This is a genomic window from Streptomyces sp. NPDC058955 (assembly GCF_042741435.1).
Classification (GTDB): Bacteria; Actinomycetota; Actinomycetes; order Streptomycetales; family Streptomycetaceae; genus Streptomyces.
Map to the genome: position 1 here is coordinate 50,524 of NZ_JBHYKM010000003.1, position 25,831 is coordinate 76,354.

Sequence of the window (25,831 nt, forward strand, 5' to 3'; positions counted from 1 at the left end):
GGGGGTTTCTGCCGTGGGGGGGGGGGGGGTAATGGGCCGGGGGGGGGGCCGGGCTTTTAGGTAAGCTCCTCCCCCCGCCCGCCGGGTCCTGTGAGCCCGGCCGAGGCGCCCCGGAGGCGAACCGAGCCTCGAAAAAGGGGTTCAGCCGGCGACGGCGACGGTCGGCTCGCCGCTCTCGATGCCGTCCTCCTCCATCTGCTCGGCGATCTTGAGGGCTTCCTCGATGAGGGTCTCGACGATCTTCGACTCGGGGACGGTCTTGATGACCTCGCCCTTGACGAAGATCTGGCCCTTGCCGTTGCCGGAGGCGACGCCGAGGTCGGCCTCGCGGGCCTCGCCGGGGCCGTTGACGACGCAGCCCATGACGGCGACGCGGAGCGGGACGGTCATGCCGTCGAGGCCGGCGGTGACCTCCTCGGCGAGCTTGTAGACGTCGACCTGGGCGCGGCCGCAGGACGGGCAGGAGACGATCTCCAGGCGGCGCTGGCGCAGGTTGAGCGACTCCAGGATCTGCATGCCGACCTTGATCTCCTCGGCCGGCGGGGCGGAGAGGGAGACCCGGATGGTGTCGCCGATGCCCTGGGAGAGGAGGGCGCCGAAGGCGACGGCGGACTTGATGGTGCCCTGGAAGGCGGGGCCGGCCTCGGTGACGCCGAGGTGCAGCGGGTAGTCGCACTGGGCGGCGAGCTGGCGGTACGCCTCGACCATGATCACCGGGTCGTTGTGCTTGACCGAGATCTTGATGTCGCGGAAGTCGTGCTCCTCGAAGAGGGACGCCTCCCAGAGGGCGGACTCGACGAGCGCCTCGGGGGTGGCCTTGCCGTACTTCTTGAGCAGGCGGGCGTCGAGGGAGCCGGCGTTGACGCCGATGCGGATCGGGGTGCCGGCGTCGGAGGCCGCCCTGGCGATCTCCTTGACCTTGTCGTCGAACTGCTTGATGTTGCCCGGGTTGACGCGGACCGCGGCGCAGCCGGCGTCGATCGCGGCGAAGACGTACTTGGGCTGGAAGTGGATGTCGGCGATCACGGGGATCGAGGACTTCCGGGCGATGGTGGCGAGCGCGTCGGCGTCGTCCTGGGTGGGGCAGGCCACCCGGACGATCTGGCAGCCGGAGGCGGTCAGCTCGGCGATCTGCTGGAGGGTGGCGCCGATGTCGGAGGTGCGGGTCGTCGTCATGGACTGCACCGAGACGGGTGCGTCACCGCCGACGGCCACGCTGCCGACCTGGATCTGCCGGCTCTTGCGGCGCTCGGCGAGCCGGGTCGGGACGGAGGGCATACCGAGAGAAATCGCGGTCATCTGTAGTGCAACCTCAAAGGTCGTGCGTCGGCGGGCTCAGGCTTCCGAGGTTACCGCCCCGGGGGCGGGGGGCCGGACACGGCGGTGCACGGCCCCCCAGGGAGCTACGTCAGCTTCACCGGGTTGACGATGTCGGCGGCGAGGACGAGCAGCGTGAAACAGACGAAGACGCCGGCGACCACGTAGGCGGCGGGCATCAGCTTGGCCACGTCGAACGGGCCGGGGTCGGGGCGCCGGAAGATCCGGGCCGTGTGGCGGCGGACGGACTCCCACAGGGCGCCCGCGATGTGGCCGCCGTCGAGCGGCAGCAGCGGGAGCATGTTGAACAGGAACAGGGAGACGTTGAAGTACACCAGCAGGTTCATGAACATGACCAGGATCCGCTCCGGCGGGAGGTCCAGGTTCATGAGCTCGCCGGTGATGCGGGCGGCGCCGACGACGCCGACCGGGGAGTCCTCGGCCCGCTCGCCGTCGCCGAAGGTGGCGTCCCACAGGCCGGGGATCTTGCCGGGGAGCGCGACGACCGACTCCAGGCCGTTCTCCATGAGCTCGCCCATGCGGTCGGTGGTCTCGCCGAAGCTCAGCGGCGCGACCTCGGTCTTGGACGCGAAGCCCAGGTAGCCGGCCTTCTCGTAGGCGAGCGGGCGGGCGACCTGGCCGTTCTCGTCCTTCTTCAGCACCTTGTTGGCGACCAGCGTCGGGTGCAGGTCGAGGCGCTGCCCGTCCCGCTCGACGGTGATCGTGGCGGGGCCGATGGTCTTGCGGATGTGGTTCGAGAGGGTGTCCCAGTCGGAGACCGGGGCGCCGTTGAAGGCGACGATCGTGTCGCCGTCCCGCAGCCCCGCCTTGAACGCCGGGGAGACCGGGTCGCCCGTGGCGCAGGAGTCCCGGTTCGCGCTCTGCTCGATGACGCACTTCTGGACGCCGGCGACCTCGGTCGTCTGCCCCTCGATGCCGAGGGTCATCAGGGAGCCGTAGAACAGGCCGAGGGCGAGGACCAGGTTCATGAAGGGTCCGGCGAACATGACGATCACGCGCTTCCACGGCTTGCGCGTGTAGAAGAGCCGCGTCTCGTCGCCGGGCTGGAGCTCCTCGTACGACGCCTCCCGGGCGTCCTCGATCATGGAGCGCCAGGGCGAGGTGGAGCGGGCCTCGATCTTGCCGTCCGCGCCGGGCGGGAACATGCCGATCATGCGGATGTAGCCGCCGGCCGGGATGGCCTTGATGCCGTACTCGGTCTCGCCGCGCTTCCTCGACCAGATGGTGGGGCCGAAGCCGACCATGTACTGCGGCACGCGGATGCCGAAGAGCTTGGCCGTGGAGAGGTGGCCCAGTTCGTGCCAGGCGATGGAGACGAGCAGTCCCAGCGCGAACAGGACGACCCCGAGGATCGTCAGGAGCACTTCCGTCATGCGCGCGCCTCCGCGGTTGCCTTCGCTGCGAGCTCTCGGGCCCGGGCCCGGGCCCAGGTCTCCGCTTCCAGGACGTCCGGCACCGTCAGGGAGGTTCCCCCGGTGGGCCGTCCGTGTTCGGTGACGACCGCCGTGACGGTGTCCATGATGCCGTTGAAGGGGAGCCGTCCGGCGAGGAACGCCCCGACGCACTCCTCGTTGGCGGCGTTGAAGACGGCGGGGGCGGTGCCGCCGAGCTCGCCGACGTGCCGGGCCAGGTTCACCGACGGGAACGCCTCGTCGTCCAGCGGGAAGAACTCCCAGGTGGAGGCGGTGGACCAGTCGAAGGCCGGGGCCGCGTCGGGGACCCGCTCGGGCCAGCCGATGCCGATGGCGATGGGGCCGCGCATGTCCGGCGGGGTGGCCTGGGCGAGCGTCGACCCGTCGGTGAACTCGACCATGGAGTGCACGTACGACTGGGGGTGGACGACGACCTCGATGCGGTCGAAGGGGATGTCGTAGAGGAGGTGCGCCTCGATGACCTCCAGGCCCTTGTTGACCAGGGTCGCGCTGTTCACCGTGATGACCGGGCCCATCGCCCAGGTCGGGTGGGCGAGCGCGTCCTCGCGGGTCACGTGCTCCAGCTCGGCGCGGGTCCGGCCGCGGAAGGGGCCGCCGGAGGCGGTGACGACCAGCTTGCGGACGTCGGCGCGGGTGCCGGCGGCGAGCGCCTGGAAGAGGGCCGCGTGCTCGGAGTCGACCGGGATGATCTGGCCGGGCTTCGCGAGCGCCTTCACCAGCGGGCCGCCGACGATCAGCGACTCCTTGTTGGCGAGGGCGAGGGTCCGGCCGGCCTCCAGGGCGGCGAGGGTCGGCGCGAGGCCGATGGAGCCGGTGATGCCGTTGAGCACGGTGTGGCACGGGGAGGCGGCGAGCTGGGCGGCGGCGTCGGGGCCCGCCAGGATCTCGGGCAGCGGCTCGGAGCCGTACAGCGCCTTGAGGGCGGTGCGCAGCTCCTCGACGGTCTTCTCGCGGGCGACGGCGACCTGGGCGACCTTCAGCCGGTGGGCCTGCTCGGCGAGGAGCGCGACCCGGCCGCCGGAGGCGGCCAGGGCCGTGACCCGGAAGCGGTCGGGGTGACGCAGCACCAGGTCGATGGCCTGGGTGCCGATGGATCCCGTCGAGCCGAGGACGACGATGTCCCGGCGGCCTTCGGCGGGGTCGAAGGCGATGTGCGGGTCGGCGAGAGGAGAGGGGCGGTCGCTCATGCCCCCCATTCTTGCCCCAAACACTGTGCGCTCTTCACGGGGTCCGGGCGAACGCGCCGAATCCGCCGAACACACGGTGGAAGTCCGGGAAGGTCTTCTTCACGCAGCCGGGGTCGTCGAAGGTGATGCCGGGGGTGCGCAGGGCGGTCACGGCGAAGGACATGACGATCCGGTGGTCGCCGTGGGTGGCGATCTCGACGGGTCCGGCCGGGGTGCCGGGGTGGATCTCGATCCGGTCGGGGCCGGTCTCGACGGTGATGCCGAGGGCCCGCAGGTTCTCGGCGCAGGCGTCGAGCCGGTCGCACTCCTTGACCCGGGTGTTGGCGACGTCCTCGATGCGGACCGGCCCGTCGGCGAAGGGGGCGAGCGCGGCGAGCGTCGGCATGGTGTCGGAGATGTCCCGCATGTTCACGGTGAGTCCGCGCAGGGTGCCGGTGGAGCGGACGGTGGTCGCGTCGGCCGTGACCTCGACGTCGGCGCCCATCCGGCGCAGCACGTCGACGAAGGCGAGGTCGCCCTGGAGGGCGCCGGTGCCGAGGCCGGGGACGGTGACCTCGCGGCCCGGCTGGAGCGCGGCGGCGGCGAAGAAGTAGCTGGCGGTGGAGGCGTCGGGCTCGATGCCGTAGGTCCGGGCGCGGTAGCCGGTGGGGGCGACGCGGTAGGTGCGGCCCTCGCGGGTGACCTCCGCGCCGAAGTCGCGCATCATCGCGAGCGTGATCTCGACGTACGGCTCCGAGACCAGGTCGGTGACGGTGATGTCGAGGCCGTCGGCGGTGAGCGGGCCGAGCATCAGCAGGGCCGTCAGGTACTGGGAGGACTGGCCGGCGTCGAGGGTGAGCGCGCCGCCCCGGACGCCGTCGGCGTGCACGGCGAGCGGGTGGTGGCCGTCCTTCTCGCCGTGCCGCAGGTCCACGCCGAGCTCGCGCAGGGCGGTGGTGAGCGGGCCGAGCGGGCGGCGGCGCATCTGCGCGGAGGCGTCGAAGCGGAAGGTGCCGTGCCCTGCGGCGGCCAGGGTGGGCAGGAAGCGGGCGGTGGTGGCGCCGTCGCGGCAGTAGACGTCCGCCTCGGCGACCCCCGGCCCGGCGGGGCGGCCCTCGATGTGCCAGGCGCCGGGCTCCCGCCGTACGGCGTACCCGAGGGCCTGGAGCCCTTCGGCGAAGCCCTCGGTGTCGTCGGAGACGAGCGGGCGCAGGAGGGTGGTGGTGCCCTCCGCGGCGGCGGCGAGGAAGAGCGCGCGGGCGGTGACGGACTTGGAGCCGGGGATGTCGATGACGGTCACGCCGGTCATCCTGCCGTGGCCGGCCGGGCCGTCGCCGCCCGGTCCGCCTGCTGGACGCGGACGCGAGGAGGCGGCCCGGGCCCCCGCACAGTGGGCCCGGACCGCCTGGTCTCGTGGAGCGCGTGTCCTAGAGGGCGAGGCCCGTCAGGACGAGGACGCGCTCGTAGGTGTAGTCGTCCATGGCGTACGCGACGCCCTCGCGGCCGACGCCGGAGCGCTTGGCGCCGCCGTACGGCATCTGGTCGGCGCGGTAGGAGGGGACGTCGCCGACGATCACGCCGCCGACCTCCAGGGCGCGGTGGGCGCGGAAGGCGGTCTGCAGGTCGTGGGTGAAGACGCCGGCCTGGAGGCCGAAGTCCGAGTCGTTGACCGCGGCGAAGGCCTCGGCCTCGCCGTCGACCTTGGCGACCGTGAGGACCGGGCCGAAGACCTCGGCGCGGGCCAGGGTGACGTCGGCCGGGAGGTCGGTGAGGACGGTCGGGGCGTAGGTGGCGCCCTCGCGCTTGCCGCCGGTGAGGAGCTTGGCGCCGGCCGCGACGGCCTCGTCGACCCAGGACTCGACGCGCTGGGCGGCGGCCTCGTCGACGAGCGGGCCGACGTCGGTGGTGTCGAGCGCCGGGTCGCCGGTGACCTGGGCCTCGACGGCCGCGACGATCTTCGGCAGCAGGCGGTCGTAGACGGTGGCGTCGGCGATCACGCGCTGCACGGAGATGCAGGACTGGCCGCCCTGGTAGTTGGAGAAGGTCGCGATGCGGGTCGCGGCCCAGTCCAGGTCGGCCTCGGAGGACCAGTCCGGGAGGACGACGGCGGCGGCGTTGCCGCCGAGCTCCAGGGTGCAGTGCTTGTGCGGCACCGACTCCTGGATGGCGTAGCCGACCTTGTCGGAGCCGGTGAAGGAGATGACCGGGAGGCGCTCGTCCTGGACGAGGGCCGGCATGCGGTCGTTCGGCACGGTGAGGATCGACCAGGAGCCGGCCGGCAGGTCGGTCTCGGCCAGGATCTCGCCCAGGATCAGGGAGGAGATCGGGGTGGCCGGGGCCGGCTTGAGGATGATCGGGGCGCCGACGGCGATGGCCGGGGCGACCTTGTGGGCGCTGAGGTTCAGCGGGAAGTTGAACGGCGCGATGCCGAGGACGACGCCCTTGGGGATGCGGCGGGTCACGGCGAGGCGGCCCACGCCGCCGGCCTCGGTGTCCAGGCGCTGGGCCTCGCCGGCGTTCCAGCGGCGGGCCTCCTCGGCGGCGAAACGGAAGACGGAGACGGCCCGGCCGACCTCGCCGCGGGCCCACTTGACGGGCTTGCCGTTCTCGGCGGAGATGATCTGGGCGATCTCCTCGGTGCGCTCGGCGAGCCGCTTCGACACGTGGTCGAGGGCGGCGGCGCGGACGTGCGCCGGGGTGGCGGCGAACTCGTCGACGACCGCGTGGGCGGCCGCGACGGCCTCCTCGACCTGGGCCTCGGTGGGCACGGCGACCTTGCCGACCAGACGTCCGTCGTACGAGTTCGTGACGTCGAAGGTGGTGTCGCCGGTGGCCTCGCGGCCGGCGACCCAGAAGGCGTGGGTGGTCGTCATTGCGCGTCCCGGCCCTTTCCGTATCGGGGTGTGAGCGGTTGCTCTCCAGACACGTTAGGGCCGGGACCGGCGAGTGACGTTTGTCCGTCATGGAGTGGTGGGGTCCGCGGTCTGTCCGCTTCGGCCGAACGGGTGGCGCGGTCGGGTGCGGGTCAGCGCTCCTCGTACGCGGTGAAGGGCGCGAGGTACCCCTCGCTCCAGCGGGCGGCGATCAGCCGGTCCTGGTGTGCGAGGACGTCCTTGATCTCGCCGGACGAGCCGCCCACCGAGTCCGGGAAGGTGCGCGCGTCGCGCTCCTCGCCGTCGTCGGCGTCGAGGACGAGCAGCCCGTCCTCCCCCGACGATCCGTACAGGTCGACCAGGGCGGTGACCCGGCCGTCCGCCACCCGCAGTCCCATGACGTCCTCCAGGTCGCCGATCTCCACGCGCCAGAGCCGCTGTCCGCTGCGCAGGTCGAAGGCGGTGACGACGTCGTCGTAGTCGGCCTCCATGGCGACGGTGTAGAGGCGGCCGTGGGCGACGCGGGTGCGGGCCGGCTCCTGGAGCGGGGAGGTGATCCTTCCGTTGCCGGTGCCGGACGCGATGGTGCCCTGGGCGCGGCCCTCGTCGTCGAAGGAGAGGAGCGTGGCGTAGCCGGACTCGTCGAGGCCGTCCGCGCCGACCACGATCGGGTCGGCGGAGACGAAGGACGGCGTGTGGGTCAGGGGGTCGACGACCCGCCGCGGGTCGAGGGGCGAGGCGCCGCGCACCCGCCCGTCCGCGGGGTCGAGGACCGCGAGCCGGACGTCCCGGCGGTCGCAGACGAGGAGCGCCGCGACCCGGCGGGCGCCCGCGGCGACGCCGTACGGCACGCAGCCCTGCGGCATCCGCGCCGACCACCTGGGCTTGCCGGTCCGCAGGTCGAAGGCGCGCAGGGCGCGGTCGGGGTCGAGCCTGTCGGGGGTGCCCGGCGCCGACTCGTAGCGCCAGTCGGCGTCCTCGTCGCGCAGGACGGCGAGGCCGCCGCCGACGGCGACGAGGTCGTGCTCGGCGCGGATCTCGCCGTCGGCGGCGGTGCGGGTGGTGCGCCACAGTTCGCGCCCGGCGGTGAGGTCGAGGGCGACGACGGTGGTGCAGCCCTCGTTCCCCTCGTCGGCGAGGGGGCTGCCCGGGACGCCCTGGGCGACCAGGGCGACGCCGTCCTCGGCGGTGCGGCTGGCGGAGCAGATCACGGCGCCGCGGGAGGGCCGGTACCGCCAGCGCCGCTCGCCGGTGCGGGCGTCGAAGCCGGAGACGCCGTCGGCGTTGCTGTGGACGAGCGTGTCACCGGCGGTCCAGGCGGCGTCGCCGGAGGCCGGGGCGCCGCCGTCGGTCGGGGTGCTCCAGACCTGGCGCATCGAGTCGCCGGGGAGGTAGCCCTCGCCGGCGAGGACGCCGGCGGTGATGCCGCCGCAGCCGGCGAGGAGGGCGAGGAGGAGGCCGCCGACGACGGAGTAGCGGACGAGGCGCGAGCCCGGCTTCGGCGCGCCGCCACTGCCGCCGCGGTCGCCGCTGCCGCCGCCCCCGCCGGGCTTCCTGTCGGCCGCTCTGCCGGCCTTCGTCGCTGTCGCCATCCGGACCCCACCCCTTGTCGCCGTGCTCACGACCGATCGATACGAGGGATCAGGGTAGGGCCACGGCGATCTTCGCCGTCACCGCCTCCGCTCGGTGGAGACGATCAGGCAGACGGCCGCCACGACGATCGCGCCGCCGAGCAGGATCGGCCAGGTCAGGGCCTCGTCGAGGATCAGCGCGCCGAGCAGGACGGCGACGACCGGATTGACGTACGCGTAGGTGGCGGCGAGCGAGACCGGGGCGGACTGGAGCAGCCAGGCGTACGCGGTGAAGGCGATCAGCGAGCCGAAGACGACCAGGTAGCCGAGGGCGAGCCAGGAACCGGTGGAGACCGTACCCGGGTCGAAGCCGCGGTGCTCGCCGCGGATCAGGCCGACGACGATGCCGGCGACACCGCCGGCCAGCATCTCGTACACGCTCGCGGTGAACGGGTTGGCGGGCAGGGGCAGGCGGGCCGAGGAGACGGTGCCGAGCGACCAGAGCAGGGCGGCGACGAGGACGATCAGCACGCCCCCGATGCCGACCTCGCCGCTGAGCCCGGGGAGGGTGAGGACGGCGAGACCGGCCATGCCGAGCAGGACGCCGCCGTAGCCGCCGAGCCCGGGGCGCTCGCCCGCGACGGTGCGGAGCAGCACGACCCAGACGGGGACGGCGGCGACGAGGAGGGCGGCGAGGCCGGAGGGTATGTCGGTCTCGGCGAGGTTGACGAGGCCGTTGCCGCCGAGGATCAGCAGGAGGCCGACGAGCGCGGCGGAGCCGAGCCGGCGCCGGTCCACCTTGAGGGCGGCGGGGCCGTGCCGCCAGGCCACGATCGCGGCGAGGAGCAGGGCGGCGACGACGAAGCGGGAGCCCGAGGCGAGGAAGGGCGGGACGGTGTCGACGACGATCCGGATGCCGAGGTAGGTCGAACCCCAGACGACGTACACGATGGCGAGGGCGGCCCAGACGGCGCCGCCGATGCGGCGGGCGGGCTTCGCCGGGGCGGCGCCCCGGAGGGCGGGGGCGGGAGCGGGGGCGGTCGGGGCGGCGGTGGGCGTGCTGGGCGTGCCGGGGGAAGGATCGACGGCAGGGCTTGTCATGGGCAGGAGATTAGGCATTCCGCTCGCGTCCGGCCAGGAATTCTGCCCGCCTCCGGGCAGGGGAGCCGAAATCGCGGCCCGGAATCGCTCCTTCTACTTCTCGCCCTCGCCCGTCGTCTTGAGCGCCAGCCACAGCTCCATGCGCACGTCCGGATCGTCGAGCGAGCGCCCGAGGATCTCCTCGACGCGCCGCATCCGGTACCGCAGGGTGTGCCGGTGGACCCCGAGGTCGGCCGCGGCGGCGTCCCACTGGCCGTGCCGGGAGAGCCAGGCGCGCAGCGAGGCGACGAGGTCGCCGCGGCCGGTCGCGTCGTGCTCGCGCAGCGCCCGGAGCATGCCGTCGGCGAAGGCCCGTACGGCGTCGTCGGCGAGGAGCGGCAGCACGGAGCCGGCCGCCAGGTCCTCGTGCTCGACGAGGGCGCGGCCCCGGCGGCGGGCCACCGAGAGGGCCTGCTCGGCCTGCTTGTACGCGACGGCGGCGGTGACCGGGCCGGCCGAGGCGGAGAGCCCGACGACGAGCCCGGCGTCCTCGGCCTCGCGCTCCGCGTACCCGGCGCAGGCGGCGACGACCGCGCCGCCGTCGCCCGCCAGGACGACGAGCCGGCCGTCGCCCTCCGGGACGGTGAGCACGGCCTCGCCGGCCCGGGCGGCGGCCGCCTCCAGCGCCTCGGCGAGCACCGGCAGCGGGGGTTCGCCGGTCGCCTGCTCGCCGCCGGCGGGCTCGGCGACGAGGAGCCGGAAGGGGGCGTCGAGGAGCCCGCCGTAGACGTCGCCGGCGACGGTACGGGCGTGCTCGGCCTGCCCGGCGAGCATCATGCGCAGCACGGCGGCGCCGAGCCGGTGCTCGGCGGCCTGGAGGGAGCGGGAGCGTTCGGTGGTGAGGGTGAGGAGGGCGATCGCCGAGTGGACGGCGTACCGCTCGGCGGTGCCCAGCGGGGCGCCGGTGCCGACGGCGAGGGCGCCGCGGACCCGGCGGCCGGTGCCGAGGGACTGGAGCTCGACCCGGTCGTCGGTGCCGCCGACGACGGCGCTGGCGGGCGCGGGCCGCTCGCGCAGCCGCTCGACGTCCGGGGTGAGGCGGGCGGCGCGGCGGGCGGCCCACTCGGGCGAGACGGCGACGACGCTGCCGGCGGCGTCGTAGAGCGCCGCCCAGCCGTCGACGTGCGCGGCGAGCCGGGCGACGACGGCGTCCGGCCCCTCGGCGAGGGCGGCCCGGGTGAGCTCGCGCTGCGCCTCGAACCCGGCGGTCACGGCCCGGTACTGGTCGGCGGCGATGGCGGCGGACACGGCCTTGCTGATGGCGAGGAACGGCGTCCGGCGCGGCACCTCCAGCAGCGGCAGGTGCTCGGCCCGGGCGGCGTCGAGCAGCGCCTCCGGGATGTCGTCGTAGTTCACCCCCACGGCGAACCCGAGCCCGACCACGCCGGCCCCGAGCAGCCGCCGCACGTACCGCCGCATCGCCTCGCCGTCCTCGGCGTCGAGCGTCAGGGCCGTGGTGAGCAGCAGCTCCCCGCCCTCCATGTACGGCACGGGATCGGCGAGCTCACTGACGTGCGCCCACCGGACGGGCGTGTCGAGCCGGTCCTCCCCGGCCCGCACGACGAGCCGGAGGGAGGAGTGCTGAACGAGCGAGGCGAGGGTGGGCGGCATCGGAAACCGGCGGACCTTTGAGCGGGACCGAACACGGACGACTCCGCACCCGGCGAGGTGACACCGCTGGGGAGGGCGGCGCGTCCGATTGTGCCAGGGCGGCCGGGGGGCCGCTCTCAGCTGCGCAGGTCGACCAGGAGCGGCGGCGTGTGCTCGCCCCGCACATGGGTGAGGGAGAGCACCGCGTGGCCGGGCGGCACGCCGTGCGCCAGGTCGGAGGCGGACCAGCGTTCCCGCTCGACCTCGCGGACGGTCACCGCGTCGGTGGTGACGGCCCGGCCGGTGACGAGCTTGCGCACCGCGTGCGCCACGCGGGTGAGCGGCTCGTCGGAGCGGACGGTCCGGCTGGTGACGTCCCGGGTCTCCACCCACTCGGTGCCCCAGGTCTCCGCGAACCGCTTGCCGTCCCAGGTGGTGACGCCGGCGAGGGCGAACCGGCAGCCGACCGCGCCGAACAGCGGGGTGCGCAGGTGCTCGGGGACGTCCTCGACGGTACGGAGTCCGAGGACGACACCGGCGTGGGCGGAGCGCAGCCGCTGGAGGCCCCGCACGGTCTCCGCGGTCAGCGTGTGCGCGGCGTCGTCGAGCACGAGGCAGGCGAAGCGGGAGCGGTCGGTGCGGCCGACGGTCCGGCCGAGGAACTGGGCGAGCACGAGCCGGGTGAGGAGCCGGGAGGCTTCGGCGTGGCCGGACTCCGGCAGGTCGATCCGGACGCGTACGGGGTGCTCCAGGGCGCGCATGGTGAACGGCGCGGTCGCGCCCGAGGTGTCGAAGAATCCGGCGAACGCGGGGCGGTCGAGGAGGGCGATCCGGTCGGCGAGGCCGCCGGCGGGGTCTCCGTCGGTGCCCTGCTGCCGGGCTCGGGCGTCGAGTTCGCGGACGAGGGAGGCGTGCCCGGTCCGTTCGAGGGCCGCGCGCAGGGTCTGCAGGACGGTGGGGGCGCCGTCGAGGAGTTCGCGGAGCTCGGGGACCGAGGGGAAGCGGTCGTGGACGGCGTGGAAGGGGCCGAGGAGCTGGGCGAGCGTGGTGGTGGCCCGGCGGGTGTCGGTGGTGTCGGTCGCCAGGACGTCGGCGAGCAGCGCGGCGGCGCGGTCCGGGTCGGAGGTGCCGCCGTAGAGGTCGAGGTCGTGCGGGGAGGCCGGGTCGCCGACGCGGATGACGACGTCGTAGGACTCGTCCGGGCCGAGGGGCGCGGTGTCGGAGCCGACCACGACGACGGCGGCCTGTCCGGCGAGCGCCTGGAGCGAGAGGGACTCGACGAGGGGGCGGACGAGGCGGGTCGTCTTGCCGCTGCCCGAGGGGCCGACGACGAGCATGCCGGTGCCGAGCACGTCGGGGTCGAGGGCGAGGCCGGTGGTGCGGCGCGCGTACGGGTTGCGGTCGGTGTCGGTGACGGTGCCGAGGCGCACCTGCCGCAGGGCGAGGTCGTGGGTGGCCGTGCGGCCGGCCAGCGAGCGGGCGCCGGACGGGTGCAGGAAGGCGGCGGCGCCCCGCGCGTGGACCTCGCGGACGAAGGCGGCCTGCCGGTCGGGGGCGGCGCCGGTGTTCTCCCAGGCGGTCCTGATCCGGGCGTAGTCGACGTCGTTCATGGCGCCGGAGGCCGCCTCGGCGGCGAGCCGGTCGGCCGCCTCGGCGAGCCCGGCGGCCCTCAGGTCGGGCCAGGCTCCGAGGTCCGCGGCGGCGGGGGTGGCCGTGGCCGCGGTGGGGCCGGGTCGCGGGGCGGTACGGCGCAGGGCGAGCCAGACGAAGGGGAGGGCGGTGGCGATGGTGAGCAGCAGCGTCGCCGTGTCCTCCATCTCCTGGTTGGCGAAGACCGCGTCGGGCGCCGTCAGCTCGTACGGCAGCATCGAGAGGACGAGGGGGCGCAGCGGCAGCCAGTCGCCGCGGACGAGGGCCACGGTGAGGAGGCCGGCGAGCGCGGCGAGGACGAACTGGGCCCGGCGTCCGTACTCCAGGGCGAGCCGGTTCCAGGCGTACGGCCAGCGGCCGAAGCGGCCGATCCCGCCGAAGATGGCGGCGAAGAGGACGAAGCGGTAGACGGCCAGGGCGACGGGGCCTCCGGTGCCGGGCACGGGGGCGCCGCCGAGCGGGCGCCACCAGTCGCCGGGCGTGAAGAGGCGGATCGGCACGCTCCAGTAGGGGATGTAGCCGTTGCGGAGCAGCGACCAGAGCAGGACGGCGACGAGGAAGGAGATCGTCGCGCCGGCCAGCACGGTCCGCAGGGGGGTCTCGTCGGGCGCGCGTTCGGGGCGGGGCACGTGACCGTAGCGCCAGACGCCGGGCGCGGCCTCGGGTCGGGGTGTCCGCAGCCAGTCGACGAGCGTGCTCCGGCCCCGGGCGGCGGAGGGCGCGGCGGCCGGCCTCGGCGGCGCGGCGGCCGCCGGCATCGGCGGGACGCCGGCGGGCGGCCCGGCCGGGCGGGGGATATCGGCGTGCGGCGGCCCGCCGTGGGTGCTCCGCGAGCCGTGCGTGCCCTCGAACTCCATGTCCCCTGCCCCCTGGCCCTTCGACTCCGCGGCGCTGTCGTCCGGGCCCAATCTAGAGCCTCGGTCCCGGATCATGCCCCGGATCAGGGCGATGGCACGGCGTCGCCCCGGACAACTGCGCGTATGGCCGATACGGACAAGGACACGCCGGGACCACTCCCATCCGTAGCATGCGCCGGGCCCGTGCCCGCGCCTAGCCTGCGGAGGAAACCCGCAAGAGCGTCCAGAACACCCCAGGAGCCCCGCATGAACGCTGTCCCGCAGGAGCGGCGCGTCGTCACCGCCATTCCCGGTCCGAAGTCGCAGGAGCTTCAGGCTCGCCGGCTGGACACCGTCGCCGGGGGCGTGGGCTCCACGCTGCCCGTGTTCACGAAGCGTGCGGGTGGCGGCATCATCGAGGACGTCGACGGCAACCTGCTGATCGACTTCGGTTCCGGCATCGCCGTGACCTCCGTGGGCGCCTCCGCCGAGGCCGTCGTGCGCCGCGCCTCCGCGCAGCTCCAGGACTTCACCCACACCTGTTTCATGGTGACCCCGTACGAGGGCTACGTGGAGGTCTGCGAGGCGCTGGCCGAGCTGACCCCGGGCGACCACGCCAAGAAGTCCGCGCTCTTCAACTCCGGCGCCGAGGCCGTCGAGAACGCCGTCAAGATCGCGCGTTCGTACACCAAGCGCCAGGCCGTCGTCGTCTTCGACCACGGCTACCACGGCCGCACCAACCTCACCATGGGCATGACGGCGAAGAACATGCCGTACAAGCAGGGCTTCGGTCCGTTCGCGCCCGAGGTCTACCGCGTGCCGGTCGCCTACGGCTACCGCTGGCCCACCGGTGCCGAGAACGCCGGCCCGGAGGCCGCCGCCCAGGCGATCGACAACATCACCAAGCAGATCGGCGCCGAGAACGTCGCCGCCATCGTCATCGAGCCGGTCCTCGGCGAGGGCGGCTTCATCGAGCCGGCCAAGGGCTTCCTCCCGGCGATCGTGAAGTTCGCCAACGACAACGGCATCGTCTTCGTCGCCGACGAGATCCAGGCGGGCTTCTGCCGCACCGGCCAGTGGTTCGCCTGCGAGGACGAGGGCATCGTCCCGGACCTCATCACCACCGCCAAGGGCATCGCGGGCGGTCTGCCGCTCGCCGCCGTCACCGGCCGCGCCGAGATCATGGACTCCGTCCACGGCGGCGGCCTGGGCGGCACCTACGGCGGCAACCCGGTGGCCTGCGCCGGTGCGCTCGGCGCCATCGAGACGATGAAGGAGCTGGACCTCAACGGGAAGGCCAAGCGCATCGAGGAGGTCATGAAGGGCCGCCTCACCGCGATGCAGGAGAAGTTCCCGGTCATCGGCGACATCCGCGGCCGCGGCGCCATGATCGCCATCGAGCTCGTCAAGGACCCGGCGACGAAGGAGCCGGCCGCCGAGGCCGCCGCCGCGCTCGCCAAGTTCTGCCACAACGAGGGCGTCCTCGTCCTCACCTGCGGCACCTACGGCAACGTGCTCCGCTTCCTCCCGCCGCTGGTCATCGGCGAGGACCTGCTCAACGAGGGTCTGGACGTCATCGAGGCGGCGCTGGCCGCCCTCTGACGGACGCTTCGGCGCAAAGAGTGAAGACTCTGTGGGGGGCCGATGGCGGGACGCGTTTCCCGCTGTCGGTCCCCCTCTGCGTGCCGTACGGTCTTCCCCAGATGAGAGAAACACCCAGGGCGGAGCATCCCCAGCACCGCCCGCACCGTGCCGAAGCGCACACCTCCGGAGCCTCGTGCTCCGGGACTCCTCACCGATCGGATGGCCGCCCGCCCCACACCCCCCGGGGCGCGCGGCAGCCCGATCCCCTCGGCCGCCCCGGAACCACCCCCCCTGTTCCAGGGCGGCCGGCTCTCTTCTCGGCGCTCGTCGCCCTCGCCGTCGTGACCTGGCAGGTGCTCGTCCACGGCCCCTTGGCCAGGCTCGACGAGCGGGTGTCCCGCTCTCTGGTGGACACCGTTCCCCGGTGGCTGAGCGAACTCGCCTCCGACCTCGGCAATCTGACCGTGGCCCTGCCCGTGCTGGCCGCGGCGATGGCGTACGCGTTCTTCCGCGGCCGGCGCGCCGCCGCCCTGTACGCGGGGCTGGCGATGGCCGCCGTCCCGCTGCTCGTCGTCCCCCTGAAGGAGTGGACGGCCCGCCCCGGCCCCCTCGAACCCTGGGCGCACGGCTACTACCCCTCGGGCCACACGGCCACCGCGATGGTCGCCTACTTCGGCGCCGCGTACCTGGTGTCGCGACGCCTCGTCCCCGTCGCCGCCGTGCTGACGGCGGTGACGGGGACGGGGCTGGTCCTGCGCGGCTTCCACTGGCCCCTGGACGTGCTGGCCAGCCTCTGCCTGGGCTTTCTGATCCTGGCCGTCAGCTCCAGTCGTACGCGTCGAAGTTCCGGCTGAACTCCCACTGGTTGAAGCGGTCCCAGTTGATCGACCAGGTCATCAGGCCGCGGAGGGACGACCAGGTGCCGTGGGGCTGGTAGGTGCCGCAGTTCTGCTTCCTGGTGAGGCAGTCGAGGGCCTTGTTCACCTCGGTGGGGGTGGTGTGGCCGTTGCCGGCCTGGGTGGAGGCCGGGAGGCCGATGGCGACCTGGTCGGGGCGGAGGGCGGGGAAGACGCGGTCGGTGTTGCCGGCGACCGGGAAGCCGGTGAGCAGCATGTCGGTCATGGCGACGTGGAAGTCGGCGCCGCCCATGGAGTGGTACTGGTTGTCCAGGCCCATGACGGGGCCGGAGTTGTAGTCCTGGACGTGCAGCAGGGTGAGGTCGTCGCGGAGGGCGTGGATGACCGGGAGGTAGGCGCCGGCGCGCGGGTCCTGGCCGCCCCAGGGGCCGGAGCCGTAGAACTGGTAGCCGAGCTGGACGAAGAAGGTCTCCGGGGCCATCGTCAGGACGAACCCGGCGCCGTACTTGGCCTTGAGGGTCTTGATCGCCTGGATCAGGTTGACGATCACCGGGGTGGTGGGGCTGCGGAAGTCGGTGTCGCCGGTCTGGAGCGCGAGCGAGTGGCCCTCGAAGTCGATGTCGAGGCCGTCGAGGCCGTACTCGTCGATGATCTTCGAAACCGAGGAGACGAAGGTGTCGCGGGCGGCGGTCGTGGCGAGCTGGACCTGGCCGTTCTGGCCGCCGATGGAGATGAGGACCTTCTTGCCGGCGGCCTGCTTGGCCTTGATGGCGGCCTTGAAGTCGGCGACGGACTCGACGTTCGGGCACTCGGTCGCCGGGCAGAGGCTGAAGCGGATGTCGCCGGAGGTCACCGAGGTAGGCTCGCCGAAGGCGAGGTTGATGACGTCCCAGGAGTCGGGGACGTCGGCCATGCGGGTGTAGCCGGAGCCGTTGGCGAAGCTGGCGTGGAGGTAGCCGACGAGGGCGCGGGCGGGGAGGGCGCCGCCGGGGTTGCCGCCGCCGGAGGTCGTGGTCGCGGTCACCGGGGCCGACTTCGGGGACTCGCCGGCGCTGTTCGCGGCGGTGACCTGGAAGGTGTACGCGGTGGAGGCCGTGAGCCCGGTCGCGGTGGCCGTGGTGCCGGTGACCGTCTGGATGCGGGTGGCGCCCCGGTAGACGTGGTACGAGGTGGCGCCGGGGACGGCGGTCCAGCTCAGCGGCACGGAGGTGGCGGTCGGGGAGCCGGCGGTGAGGCCGGTGGGGGCGGCCGGGAGCTGGACCGGGTCGCCGCCGGGGCCGTAGAGGGAGAGGTCGTCGGCCTGGTAGGCGGGGGTGCCGTACCAGCCGTGGGTGTAGACCGTGACCGAGGTGGTGTTCGCGCCGGTGGTGAAGGTGGTGGCGAGCTTCTGCCAGTCGGGGGCCGACTGGGTCCAGGCGTATCCGTCGGTGGTGCCGGTGCCGGTGACGCCGAGGTGGACGTAGCTGCCGCGGACCCAGCCGCTCAGCGTGTAGGCCGAGTTGGGCTTGACCGTGATGGTCTGGGAGCACTTGGCGTTGTCGCCGCCGGCCGGGGTGGCCTGGAGCGCCTTCGTCCCGCCGTGCACGGGCGAGGAGACGACGGCGCCACTGCCCGCCGTGCAGCTCCAGCCGTCCAGGCCGGCCTCGAAGCCGCCGTTGCGGGCGAGTTCGGAGTCGGCGGCCTGGGCGGCCGGGGTGAGCGCGGCGAGCCCGCCGACGGCGAGCGCGCCTGCGAGCAGCAGGGTGAGAGGTCTGGTGCGGTCCACGACTGCCTCCGGTGGTGGGGGATCGGAGTGGAGCGCGGCACAGCATGGTCCAGACCAATCGAGTGGTCAAGACCTCTGGACGGGACCGGACTTGAGAGGTGGGGTATCAGGAGGCGCCTCCCCCGGGCGCCTGCTCGCGGGCCAGTTCCCCCGCGGCCTCGTGCATGGCGAGTTCGAGCAGCGAGGCGTCGGTGAGGGTGCCCTGTCCGTCCGGCAGCACCAGCCAGCGCACTCCCCCGGTCGCCCGCCCCGGGTACGGGACGACGATCCAGGTGCCGGATCCGGCGCCGCGGACCCCGGTGCCGACCCAGCGGGCGGCCGTGCCGGGCGGGACGAAGAAGCCGATCCGGGAGTCGCCGAAGTCGGCGAGGACCGGGCCCGGCCGGTCGACCAGGCGGGTCAGGACGTCGAGGGTGGGGTGGCCGAGCTCGCCCGGCAGGATCAGCACGTCCCAGCGCCGGCCGGCGGGCAGCAGGGCGACCCCGTGCGGGTTGCGCTCCCACTCCCAGCGGCAGGCGTCGGGATCGGGCGCGACCGCGGCCAGCCATTCCACCGCGGCCTTGACGCCGGAGGCCCCCGTAGCTGTCATCGTGCGTACTCCTCTCCGTGGGGACGCGCGGAGGTGCGCGTCCACACGGAGAGAGCGCGAGGGTTCCCCGCTCTTACGCGGGTTTCCCTACCCATCGGTTGTGATCTGAATCACATCCGACGGAGGGGGTGGTTCAGCTGTCGAAGCCGAGGCCCAGCTTGTCCATCGTCCTCAGCCACAGGTTCCGCCGCCCGCCGTTGGCGTCGGCGCGGGCCAGCGACCACTTGGTGATCCCGATGCCGGCCCAGGCGATCGGCTCCGGCGGGAAGGGCAGCGGCTTGGAGCGGACCATGGCCAGCTCGGTGCGCTCGGTGCGCTCCCCGGCGAGCAGGTCGAGCATCACGTCGGCGCCGAAGCGGGTGGCGCCGACCCCGAGCCCGGTGTAGCCCTGCGCGTACGCCACCTTGCCCTGGTGGGCGGTGCCGAAGAAGGCGGAGAAGCGCGAGCAGGTGTCGATCGCGCCGCCCCAGGCGTGGCTGAAGCGGAGCCCCTCCAGCTGCGGGAAGCAGGTGAAGAAGTGCTCGGCCAGCTTGAGGTACGTCTCCGGGCGGTGGTCCATCTCCGCCTGCACCTTGCCGCCGAAGCGGTAGACGGCGTCGTAGCCGCCCCAGAGGATGCGGTTGTCGGCGGTGATCCGGAAGTAGTGGAACTGGTTGGCGGAGTCGCCGAGGCCCTGCCGGTTCTTCCAGCCGACGGAGGCGAGCTGCTCGTCGGTCAGCGGTTCGGTGACCAGCGCGTAGTCGTAGACCGGGACGGTGTACGGGCGCAGCCGCTTCACCAGCGACGGGAAGACGTTGGTGCCGAGGGCGACCCGGCGGGCGGCGACCCGGCCGTACGGGGTGCGCACGGCCATGCCGGCCCCGGCCGACACCAGGTCGAGGCCCGGGGTGTTCTCGAAGATCCGCACGCCGAGGTCGAGGCAGGCCCGCTTGAGGCCCCAGGCGAGCTTCGCCGGGTGGAGCATGGCGACGCCGTCGCGGTCCCACAGGCCGCCCCGGAAGGTCGGCGAGTTCACCTCGGCCCGGACGGCGTCCTGGTCGAGGAGGGTGAGGCCGTCGGCGAGGCCGAGCCGCTCGGCCTCCTCGTACCACTCGTGGAGCTCGTCCACCTGGTACGCCTCGGTGGCGACGTCGATCTCGCCGGTGCGCTCGAACTCGCAGTCCAGGGAGTAGCGGCCGACGGCCTCCTCGATGTCGTCGAGGTTGGCCGCGCCGAGCCGCTCCAGCTTCGGCAGCTCACCCGGCCAGCGGGAGAGGCCGTTGCCGAAGCCGTGGGTGAGGGAGGCGGCGCAGAAGCCGCCGTTGCGGCCCGAGGCGGCCCAGCCCACCTCGCGGCCTTCGATGAGCACGACGTCCTGGGCGGGGTCGCGCTCCTTGGCGAGGAGCGCGGTCCACAGTCCGCTGTAGCCGCCGCCGACGACGAGGAGATCGCACTTCTCGGTGCCGGTGAGGGCGGGCAGGGCGCCGGGCTTGCCGGGGTCTTCCAGCCAGAAGGGGACGGGCTGGGCGTCGGAGAGAGATTTAGCAGCGAGACGCATGGCGACTGGGGCCATGGTTTCCAACTCCTTCGGTGCCTGGGCTTCCTACGCTCAGGCCGTTGCTGTTTTCTTGCGCCGGTTCGTGATGATCTGTCCGGCCACGACGATCAGTACCGCGAGGGCGAACATCGCGGTGCCGATGACGTTGATCTGAACGGGGGTTCCTCGCTGTGCCGAGCCCCAGACGAACATGGGGAAGGTCACCGTGGAGCCCGCGTTGAAGTTGGTGATGATGAAGTCGTCGAACGAGAGCGCGAAGGCGAGCAGCGCACCGGCGGCGATGCCGGGCGCGGCGATGGGCAGGGTGACGCGCAGGAAGGTCTGCGCCGGCCCCGCGTAGAGGTCGCGCGCGGCCTCCTCCAGGCGCGGGTCCATGGACATGACCCGGGCCTTGACCGCCGTCACGACGAACGACAGGCAGAACATGATGTGGGCGATGAGGACCGTCCAGAAGCCCAGCTCGATCCCCATGTTGAGGAAGAGGGTGAGCAGCGAGGCGGCCATGACGACCTCGGGCATCGCCATCGGCAGGAAGATCAGCGAGTTGATCGCGCCGCGCGCCCGGAAGCGGTAGCGGACCAGCGCGAAGGCGATCATCGTGCCGAGGACGACGGCGCCGACGGTGGCCCAGGCGGCGAGCTGGAGCGAGAGGGTCAGCGACTCGCACATGTCGGCGACGCCGCAGGGGTCCTTCCAGGCGTCGAGGGAGAACTGCTGCCACGAGTAGTTGAAGCGCCCGTTCGGCTTGTTGAACGAGAACACCATGACCACGACGTTGGGCAGGATCATGTACGCGAGCGTCAGCAGGCCCGCGATGACGACGAGGTTCTTGCGCAGCCAGGTCATCAGACGAGGTCCTCCGTTCCCGCCTTGCGGATGTAGACGGTGACCATGAGGAGCACGATCGCCATGAGGATGAAGGACAGGGCGGCGGCCGTCGGGTAGTCGAGGACGCGGAGGAACTGCGACTGGATGACGTTGCCGATCATCTTGGTGTCGGTGGAGCCGAGCAGTTCCGCGTTGACGTAGTCGCCGCTCGCCGGGATGAAGGTGAGCAGGGTGCCGGAGACGACGCCGGGCATCGACAGCGGGAAGGTCACCTTGCGGAAGGTGGTCGCCGGGGAGGCGTAGAGGTCCTGGGCGGCCTCGTGCAGCCGGCCGTCGATCCGCTCCAGGGAGGTGTAGAGGGGCAGGATCATGAACGGCAGGAAGTTGTACGTGAGGCCGCAGACGACCGCCATCGGGGTGGCGAGCACCCGCTCGCCGTCGGTCCAGCCGAGCCAGCTGGTCACGTCGAGGACGTGCAGCGCGTTGAGCGCGTCCACGACGAGGCTGTCGTCGGCGAGGATCGTCTTCCACGCCAGGGTCCGGATGAGGAAGCTGGTGAAGAAGGGCGCGATCACCAGGACGAGCAGCAGGTTGCGCCAGCGGCCGGCCTTGAAGGCGATGAGGTACGCGAGCGGGTAGCCGAGCAGCAGGCAGAGCAGGGTCGCGGTGCCGGCGTACAGCAGGGAGCGCAGCAGCTGCGGCCAGTACTCGGTGAAGGCGTCCAGGTAGGTCTGGAAGTGCCAGGTGACCTGGAAGCCCTGCTCCAGGGAGCCGGTCTGCACCGAGGTGGACGCCTGGTAGACGAGCGGCAGGGCGAAGAAGACCAGCAGCCAGAGGATGCCGGGGAGCAGCAGCCAGTACGGGACGAGCCGCTTGCGGGTGGGAGGCTTGCGCAGAACCGGTTCCTCGACCGGTCCCGGCGCCTCCTTGGTGAGGGTGGTGGTCACGAGGCGTCCTCCACCGTCTCCACGCCCGCGTCGATGTCCTGCGTGGCGTCGAGGCCGAAGGTGTGGGCCGGGTTCCAGTGCAGGACGACCTCGGCGCCGGGGACGAGCCGCGCGTCGCGCTCGATGTTCTGCTCGTAGACCTGGAGCTCCGCGCCGGCCGGCGAGTTGACCACGTACTGGGTGGAGACGCCGATGAAGGAGGAGTCGACGATCCGGCCGGTGACCCGGTTGCGGCCGTCGGCGATCGTGCCCGCGTCGTCGGCGTGCGCGAGCGAGATCTTCTCCGGGCGGACGCCGACGAGGAGCCTGCCGCCCTGGCGGACGGCGTCCGTACAGCGGTCGCCGGGGACCTTGAGCTTGCCGCCGCCGGCGGTGACGACGACGTCGGAGCCCGTCTCGACGACCTCGGCCTCGATGAGGTTGGAGGTGCCGAGGAAGTTGGCGACGAAGGTGGTCTGCGGGTTCTCGTACAGGTCGGCGGGGGCGCCGAGCTGCTCGACCCGGCCGCCGTTCATGACCGCGACCTGGTCGGCCATGGTCATGGCCTCCTCCTGGTCGTGGGTGACGTGCACGAAGGTGATGCCGACCTCGGTCTGGATCCGCTTGAGCTCCAGCTGCATCTGGCGGCGCAGCTTGAGGTCGAGGGCGCCGAGCGGCTCGTCGAGGAGGAGCACCTGGGGGTGGTTGATGAGGGCGCGGGCGACGGCGACGCGCTGCTGCTGGCCGCCGGAGAGCTGGTGCGGCTTGTGCTTCGCCTTGTCGCCGAGCTGGACGAGCTCCAGCATCTCGTCGACCTGCTTCTTCACCGACTTGATGCCGCGCCGGCGCAGACCGAAGGCGATGTTCTCGGAGATGTCCATGTGCGGGAAGAGCGCGTAGGACTGGAAGACGGTGTTGACCGGCCGCTTGTAGGGCGGGAGGTCGGTGACGTCCTTGTCGCCGAGGCAGATCGTGCCGGTGGAGGGGTCCTCCAGGCCGGCGATCATGCGCAGGGTGGTGGTCTTGCCGCAGCCGGAGGCGCCGAGCAGGGCGAAGAAGGAGCCCTGCGGCACGGTGAGGTCGAGCGGGTGGACGGCGGTGAAGGAGCCGTAGGTCTTGCTGATCCCGGTGAGTCGGACGTCGCCGCCGGTGGTGTTCTCAGTCATGGGTTTGCGGTCCCGGATCTTCGTGGCTTCGTGGCCTGGTGACGGTGGACGACGGCTCAGGCGCCGATGAGCTTGGCGAACTTCTCCTCGTACGCCGTCTCCTCCTCGCCGGTCAGCGAGCGGAAGGCGCGGGACTTCTTGGCCATGGCCTTGTCCGGGAGGATCAGCGTGTTGGCCGCGAGTTCGGGATCGATCTTGGCCAGCTCGTCCTTCACCCCGTCGACGGGGCAGACGTAGTTGATGTAGGCGGCGAGCTGGGCCGCGTTGGGAAGCTCGTAGTAGTAGTCGATGAGCTTCTCGGCGTTGGCCTTGTGCCGGGCCTTGGTGGGGACCAGGAGGTTGTCCGTCGACGTGATGTAGCCGGCGTTCGGGATCGTGTACTGGATGTCCGGGTTGTCCGCCTGGAGCTGGATGATGTCACCGGCCCAGGCCAGACAGGCGGCGAGGTCGCCCTTGTCCAGGTCCGAGGTGTAGTCGTTGCCGGTGAAGCGGCGGATCTGCTTCTTGTCGACGGCCTTCTGGAGGCGGCCGATCGCCGCGTCGTAGTCGGCGTCGGTGAAGTCGCCCGGATCCTTGCCCATGTCGAGCAGGGTCATGCCGACGGTGTCGCGCATCTCGGTGAGGAAGCCGACCCGGCCCTTGAGCGCGGGGTCGTCGAGGAGCTGGCTGACCGAGTCGACCTTCTTCCCGCCGGTCGCCTTGGTGTTGTAGGCGATGACGGTGGAGATGCCGGTCCAGGGGTACGAGTAGGCGCGGCCCGGGTCCCAGTCGGGACGGCGGAACTGGGCGGAGAGGTTGGCGTACGCGTTGGGCAGGTTCGCCGGGTCGAGCTTCTGCGCCCAGCCGAGCCGGATGATCCGGGCGGCCAGCCAGTCGGTGACGCAGATCAGGTCGCGGCCGGTGTCCTGGCCGGCCGCGAGCTGCGGCTTGATCTTGCCGAAGAACTCGACGTTGTCGTTGATGTCCTCGGTGTACTTGACCTTGATCCCGGTGCGTTTGGTGAACGCCTCCAGGGTGGGGCGGGACTTCTCGTCCTCGCTGACGTCCATGTACTCGGTCCAGTTGGAGAAGTTGACGCTCTTCTCCTTGGCCGAGAAGTCCGTGGACGCCGGGCCCTGGCCCTCCCGCTTGGCCGGCGGGATGCCGCAGGCGGTCAGGCCGGCCAGGCCGCCGACCGTGAGCGCGCCCACGCCCCCGGCCCGCAGCAGCGAGCGGCGGCTGAGGGCACCACGGCCGCTCGTCATACTGCGCCGGATCGCCGCCAGCTGGGCGGCGGACAGGCGGTCGGGCTCGTACTGCTCCATGCGCTGTGCCCTTTCGGGATGGTTGCGCCGCTGGTCGGGCGGCTGACTGCTATCGGTCCCCGAAGATCGTGCGGTGCCAGTCCTTGGCCGCCACCGCCGTGTTGTCGAACATCACGTGCTTGACCTGCGTGTACTCCTCGAAGGAGTAGGAGGACATGTCCTTTCCGTAGCCGGACGCCTTGTATCCGCCGTGCGGCATCTCGCTGATGATCGGGATGTGGTCGTTGACCCAGACGCAACCGGCCTTGATCTCGCGGGTGGCCCTGTTCGCCCGGTAGACGTCGCGGCTCCAGGCGGAGGCGGCGAGGCCGTACGGGGTGTCGTTGGCGAGCCGGATGCCCTCGTCGTCGGTGTCGAAGGGCAGGGCCACCAGGACCGGTCCGAAGATCTCCGACTGCACGACCTCGCTGTCCTGCGCGGCGCCGGTGATCAGGGTGGGCCGATAGTATGCGCCGTTCTCCAGCTCTCCACCAGGGGCTTCGCCTCCGGTGACGACGGTCGCGTAGCCGCGGGCCCGCTCGACGAAGCCGGCGACGCGGTCGCGCTGGACGTGCGAGACCAGCGGGCCGAGGTCGGTGGCCGGGTCGGCGGGGTCGCCGAGCCGGACGGTCTCCATCAGCTCCGCGACCCGGGCGACGAAGGCGTCGAAGAGCGGCCGCTGCACATAGGCGCGGGTGGCGGCGGTGCAGTCCTGGCCGGTGTTGATGAGGGAGGCGGCGACGGCGCCGTGCGCGGCGGCCTCCAGGTCGGCGTCGTCGAAGACGACGAAGGGGGCCTTGCCGCCGAGCTCCAGGTGGAGCCGCTTGACGGTGGCGGTGGCGACCTCGGCGACCCGCTTGCCGACCGGGGTGGAGCCGGTGAAGGAGGTCATGGCGACGTCGGGGTGGCCCACCAGGTGCTCGCCCGCCTCGCGGCCGGAGCCGTTGACGATGTTGATCACACCGTCGGGGATGCCCGCCTCCTTGGCCGCCTGGGCGAACATCAGGGAGGTGAGCGGGGTCAGCTCGGCCGGCTTCAGGACGATGGTGTTGCCGGCCGCGATCGCCGGGAGGATCTTCCAGGCGGCCATCTGGAGCGGGTAGTTCCAGGGGGCGATGGAGCCGACCACGCCGATCGGCTCGCGCCGCACGTACGAGGTGTGGTCGCCGGAGTACTCGCCGGCCGACTGGCCCTGGAGGTGACGGGCCGCGCCGGCGAAGAAGGCGGTGTTGTCGATGGTGCCGGGCACGTCGAACTCGGTGGTGAGCCGGATCGGCTTGCCGCACTGGAGGGACTCGGCCAGGGCGAAGTCCTCGGCCTGCTCGGCGAGGACCGCGGCGAAGCGGTGCAGGGCGTCGGAGCGCTCGCCGGGGGTGGCGCCCGCCCAGCCGGGGAAGGCGGCCTTGGCGGCGGCCACGGCCTCGTCGACGTCCGCCGTGGAGGCGAGTGCGTAGGTGTAGACGCTCTCGCCGGTGGCGGGGTCGACGACGCTGTGCGTCCTTCCGGAGGTCCCGGGGCGGAGCCGTCCGCCGATGTACTGCGCGCCGTCCGCGAAGCGGTCCGTCACCTGGAAGCGGTTGCCCATGACGCTCTCCGTTGTCCCAGCTCGAATTGAGTGCCGATCCTGACAGAGGGACCCGGCTCGAACAAGTGATTCCGTTGTTGCCTTTTGGTTACTCGACGGAATCGGTCGACCAAG

General features: G+C 72.5%; 19 protein-coding genes. 2 read left to right on the top strand and 17 right to left on the bottom strand.

The features are described from left to right. Positions 1 to 141: 141 nt before the first annotated feature. The 9 genes from ispG to ACFW1I_RS02230 form a co-directional block, all read right to left on the bottom strand. Positions 142 to 1,299, bottom strand: a complete 1,158-nt coding sequence (ispG, locus tag ACFW1I_RS02190; protein WP_384665253.1) for a flavodoxin-dependent (E)-4-hydroxy-3-methylbut-2-enyl-diphosphate synthase — start codon at positions 1,297 to 1,299, stop codon at positions 142 to 144. Between the two features lie 104 nt (positions 1,300 to 1,403). Next, positions 1,404 to 2,711, bottom strand: coding sequence for a M50 family metallopeptidase (locus ACFW1I_RS02195; RefSeq protein WP_384665254.1), 1,308 nt, complete (start codon positions 2,709 to 2,711; stop codon positions 1,404 to 1,406). Continuing rightward, on the bottom strand, positions 2,708 to 3,958 hold the full coding sequence (gene dxr / locus ACFW1I_RS02200; protein WP_384665256.1) for a 1-deoxy-D-xylulose-5-phosphate reductoisomerase: 1,251 nt from the start codon (positions 3,956 to 3,958) through the stop codon (positions 2,708 to 2,710). The genes ACFW1I_RS02195 and dxr overlap by 4 nt, the downstream gene beginning before the upstream one ends. 34 nt (positions 3,959 to 3,992) lie before the next feature. Continuing rightward, the gene (gene aroA, locus ACFW1I_RS02205) at positions 3,993 to 5,237 is read right to left on the bottom strand and encodes a 3-phosphoshikimate 1-carboxyvinyltransferase (protein ID WP_384665258.1); all 1,245 of its coding nucleotides are present in this window, start codon (positions 5,235 to 5,237) and stop codon (positions 3,993 to 3,995) included. Positions 5,238 to 5,364: 127 nt separating this feature from the next. Then, positions 5,365 to 6,810, bottom strand: a complete 1,446-nt coding sequence (locus ACFW1I_RS02210; protein ID WP_384665260.1) for an aldehyde dehydrogenase family protein — start codon at positions 6,808 to 6,810, stop codon at positions 5,365 to 5,367. Between the two features lie 152 nt (positions 6,811 to 6,962). Next, positions 6,963 to 8,402: a PQQ-binding-like beta-propeller repeat protein gene (locus ACFW1I_RS02215; protein WP_384665262.1), complete on the bottom strand. Its 1,440-nt coding sequence runs from the start codon at positions 8,400 to 8,402 to the stop codon at positions 6,963 to 6,965. 78 nt (positions 8,403 to 8,480) lie between these two features. Next, complete coding sequence (locus tag ACFW1I_RS02220; RefSeq protein ID WP_384665263.1) at positions 8,481 to 9,482, bottom strand: EamA family transporter; 1,002 nt, start codon at positions 9,480 to 9,482, stop codon at positions 8,481 to 8,483. 93 nt (positions 9,483 to 9,575) lie between these two features. Then, positions 9,576 to 11,132, bottom strand: a complete 1,557-nt coding sequence (locus ACFW1I_RS02225) for a PucR family transcriptional regulator (RefSeq protein ID WP_384665265.1) — start codon at positions 11,130 to 11,132, stop codon at positions 9,576 to 9,578. A 116-nt stretch (positions 11,133 to 11,248) separates the two neighbouring features. Further along, on the bottom strand, positions 11,249 to 13,618 hold the full coding sequence (locus ACFW1I_RS02230) for an ATP/GTP-binding protein (RefSeq protein ID WP_384665427.1): 2,370 nt from the start codon (positions 13,616 to 13,618) through the stop codon (positions 11,249 to 11,251). Positions 13,619 to 13,864: 246 nt separating this feature from the next. Here ACFW1I_RS02230 and gabT point away from each other — a divergent pair, with 246 nt between their 5' ends. Next, positions 13,865 to 15,199, top strand: a complete 1,335-nt coding sequence (gene gabT, locus ACFW1I_RS02235; protein WP_384665267.1) for a 4-aminobutyrate--2-oxoglutarate transaminase — start codon at positions 13,865 to 13,867, stop codon at positions 15,197 to 15,199. Positions 15,200 to 15,300: 101 nt separating this feature from the next. Then, positions 15,301 to 16,035, top strand: a complete 735-nt coding sequence (locus tag ACFW1I_RS02240) for a phosphatase PAP2 family protein (protein WP_384665269.1) — start codon at positions 15,301 to 15,303, stop codon at positions 16,033 to 16,035. Here the strand turns inward: ACFW1I_RS02240 and ACFW1I_RS02245 are convergent. From ACFW1I_RS02245 to ACFW1I_RS02280, 8 genes are all read right to left on the bottom strand, one after another. Then, positions 16,001 to 17,803 carry a chitinase gene (locus ACFW1I_RS02245; protein WP_384665271.1) on the bottom strand — a complete coding sequence of 601 codons (1,803 nt, stop codon included), beginning with the start codon at positions 17,801 to 17,803 and terminating at the stop codon, positions 16,001 to 16,003. The genes ACFW1I_RS02240 and ACFW1I_RS02245 overlap by 35 nt on opposite strands. A 106-nt stretch (positions 17,804 to 17,909) precedes the next feature. Next, positions 17,910 to 18,392, bottom strand: coding sequence for a hypothetical protein (locus ACFW1I_RS02250; protein ID WP_384665273.1), 483 nt, complete (start codon positions 18,390 to 18,392; stop codon positions 17,910 to 17,912). A 133-nt stretch (positions 18,393 to 18,525) separates the two neighbouring features. After that, positions 18,526 to 19,944, bottom strand: coding sequence for an NAD(P)/FAD-dependent oxidoreductase (locus tag ACFW1I_RS02255; RefSeq protein WP_384665275.1), 1,419 nt, complete (start codon positions 19,942 to 19,944; stop codon positions 18,526 to 18,528). A 36-nt stretch (positions 19,945 to 19,980) separates the two neighbouring features. Further along, positions 19,981 to 20,775, bottom strand: coding sequence for an ABC transporter permease (locus tag ACFW1I_RS02260; protein ID WP_319011257.1), 795 nt, complete (start codon positions 20,773 to 20,775; stop codon positions 19,981 to 19,983). Then, positions 20,775 to 21,704, bottom strand: a complete 930-nt coding sequence (locus ACFW1I_RS02265; RefSeq protein WP_384665278.1) for an ABC transporter permease — start codon at positions 21,702 to 21,704, stop codon at positions 20,775 to 20,777. The genes ACFW1I_RS02260 and ACFW1I_RS02265 overlap by 1 nt, the downstream gene beginning before the upstream one ends. Beyond that, positions 21,701 to 22,849: an ABC transporter ATP-binding protein gene (locus ACFW1I_RS02270; RefSeq protein WP_384665280.1), complete on the bottom strand. Its 1,149-nt coding sequence runs from the start codon at positions 22,847 to 22,849 to the stop codon at positions 21,701 to 21,703. The genes ACFW1I_RS02265 and ACFW1I_RS02270 overlap by 4 nt, the downstream gene beginning before the upstream one ends. Positions 22,850 to 22,905: 56 nt before the next feature. Further along, positions 22,906 to 24,153, bottom strand: a complete 1,248-nt coding sequence (locus ACFW1I_RS02275) for a PotD/PotF family extracellular solute-binding protein (protein ID WP_384665282.1) — start codon at positions 24,151 to 24,153, stop codon at positions 22,906 to 22,908. Between the two features lie 49 nt (positions 24,154 to 24,202). Next, positions 24,203 to 25,717, bottom strand: a complete 1,515-nt coding sequence (locus tag ACFW1I_RS02280) for a gamma-aminobutyraldehyde dehydrogenase (protein WP_384665284.1) — start codon at positions 25,715 to 25,717, stop codon at positions 24,203 to 24,205. Between the last annotated feature and the right edge of the window lie 114 nt (positions 25,718 to 25,831).

What these genes read in the sequence shown, in the direction of transcription:
- ispG (WP_384665253.1), bottom strand. Translation starts at nt 1,299, where the DNA reads ATGACCGCGATTTCTCTCGGTATGCCCTCCGTCCCGACCCGGCTCGCC.
- ACFW1I_RS02195 (WP_384665254.1), bottom strand. Translation starts at nt 2,711, where the DNA reads ATGACGGAAGTGCTCCTGACGATCCTCGGGGTCGTCCTGTTCGCGCTG.
- dxr (WP_384665256.1), bottom strand. Translation starts at nt 3,958, where the DNA reads ATGAGCGACCGCCCCTCTCCTCTCGCCGACCCGCACATCGCCTTCGAC.
- ACFW1I_RS02210 (WP_384665260.1), bottom strand. Translation starts at nt 6,810, where the DNA reads ATGACGACCACCCACGCCTTCTGGGTCGCCGGCCGCGAGGCCACCGGC.
- ACFW1I_RS02215 (WP_384665262.1), bottom strand. Translation starts at nt 8,402, where the DNA reads ATGGCGACAGCGACGAAGGCCGGCAGAGCGGCCGACAGGAAGCCCGGC.
- ACFW1I_RS02220 (WP_384665263.1), bottom strand. Translation starts at nt 9,482, where the DNA reads ATGACAAGCCCTGCCGTCGATCCTTCCCCCGGCACGCCCAGCACGCCC.
- ACFW1I_RS02225 (WP_384665265.1), bottom strand. Translation starts at nt 11,132, where the DNA reads ATGCCGCCCACCCTCGCCTCGCTCGTTCAGCACTCCTCCCTCCGGCTC.
- ACFW1I_RS02230 (WP_384665427.1), bottom strand. Translation starts at nt 13,618, where the DNA reads ATGGAGTTCGAGGGCACGCACGGCTCGCGGAGCACCCACGGCGGGCCG.
- gabT (WP_384665267.1), top strand. Translation starts at nt 13,865, where the DNA reads ATGAACGCTGTCCCGCAGGAGCGGCGCGTCGTCACCGCCATTCCCGGT.
- ACFW1I_RS02240 (WP_384665269.1), top strand. Translation starts at nt 15,301, where the DNA reads ATGAGAGAAACACCCAGGGCGGAGCATCCCCAGCACCGCCCGCACCGT.
- ACFW1I_RS02250 (WP_384665273.1), bottom strand. Translation starts at nt 18,392, where the DNA reads ATGACAGCTACGGGGGCCTCCGGCGTCAAGGCCGCGGTGGAATGGCTG.
- ACFW1I_RS02255 (WP_384665275.1), bottom strand. Translation starts at nt 19,944, where the DNA reads ATGGCCCCAGTCGCCATGCGTCTCGCTGCTAAATCTCTCTCCGACGCC.
- ACFW1I_RS02260 (WP_319011257.1), bottom strand. Translation starts at nt 20,775, where the DNA reads ATGACCTGGCTGCGCAAGAACCTCGTCGTCATCGCGGGCCTGCTGACG.
- ACFW1I_RS02270 (WP_384665280.1), bottom strand. Translation starts at nt 22,849, where the DNA reads ATGACTGAGAACACCACCGGCGGCGACGTCCGACTCACCGGGATCAGC.
- ACFW1I_RS02275 (WP_384665282.1), bottom strand. Translation starts at nt 24,153, where the DNA reads ATGGAGCAGTACGAGCCCGACCGCCTGTCCGCCGCCCAGCTGGCGGCG.
- ACFW1I_RS02280 (WP_384665284.1), bottom strand. Translation starts at nt 25,717, where the DNA reads ATGGGCAACCGCTTCCAGGTGACGGACCGCTTCGCGGACGGCGCGCAG.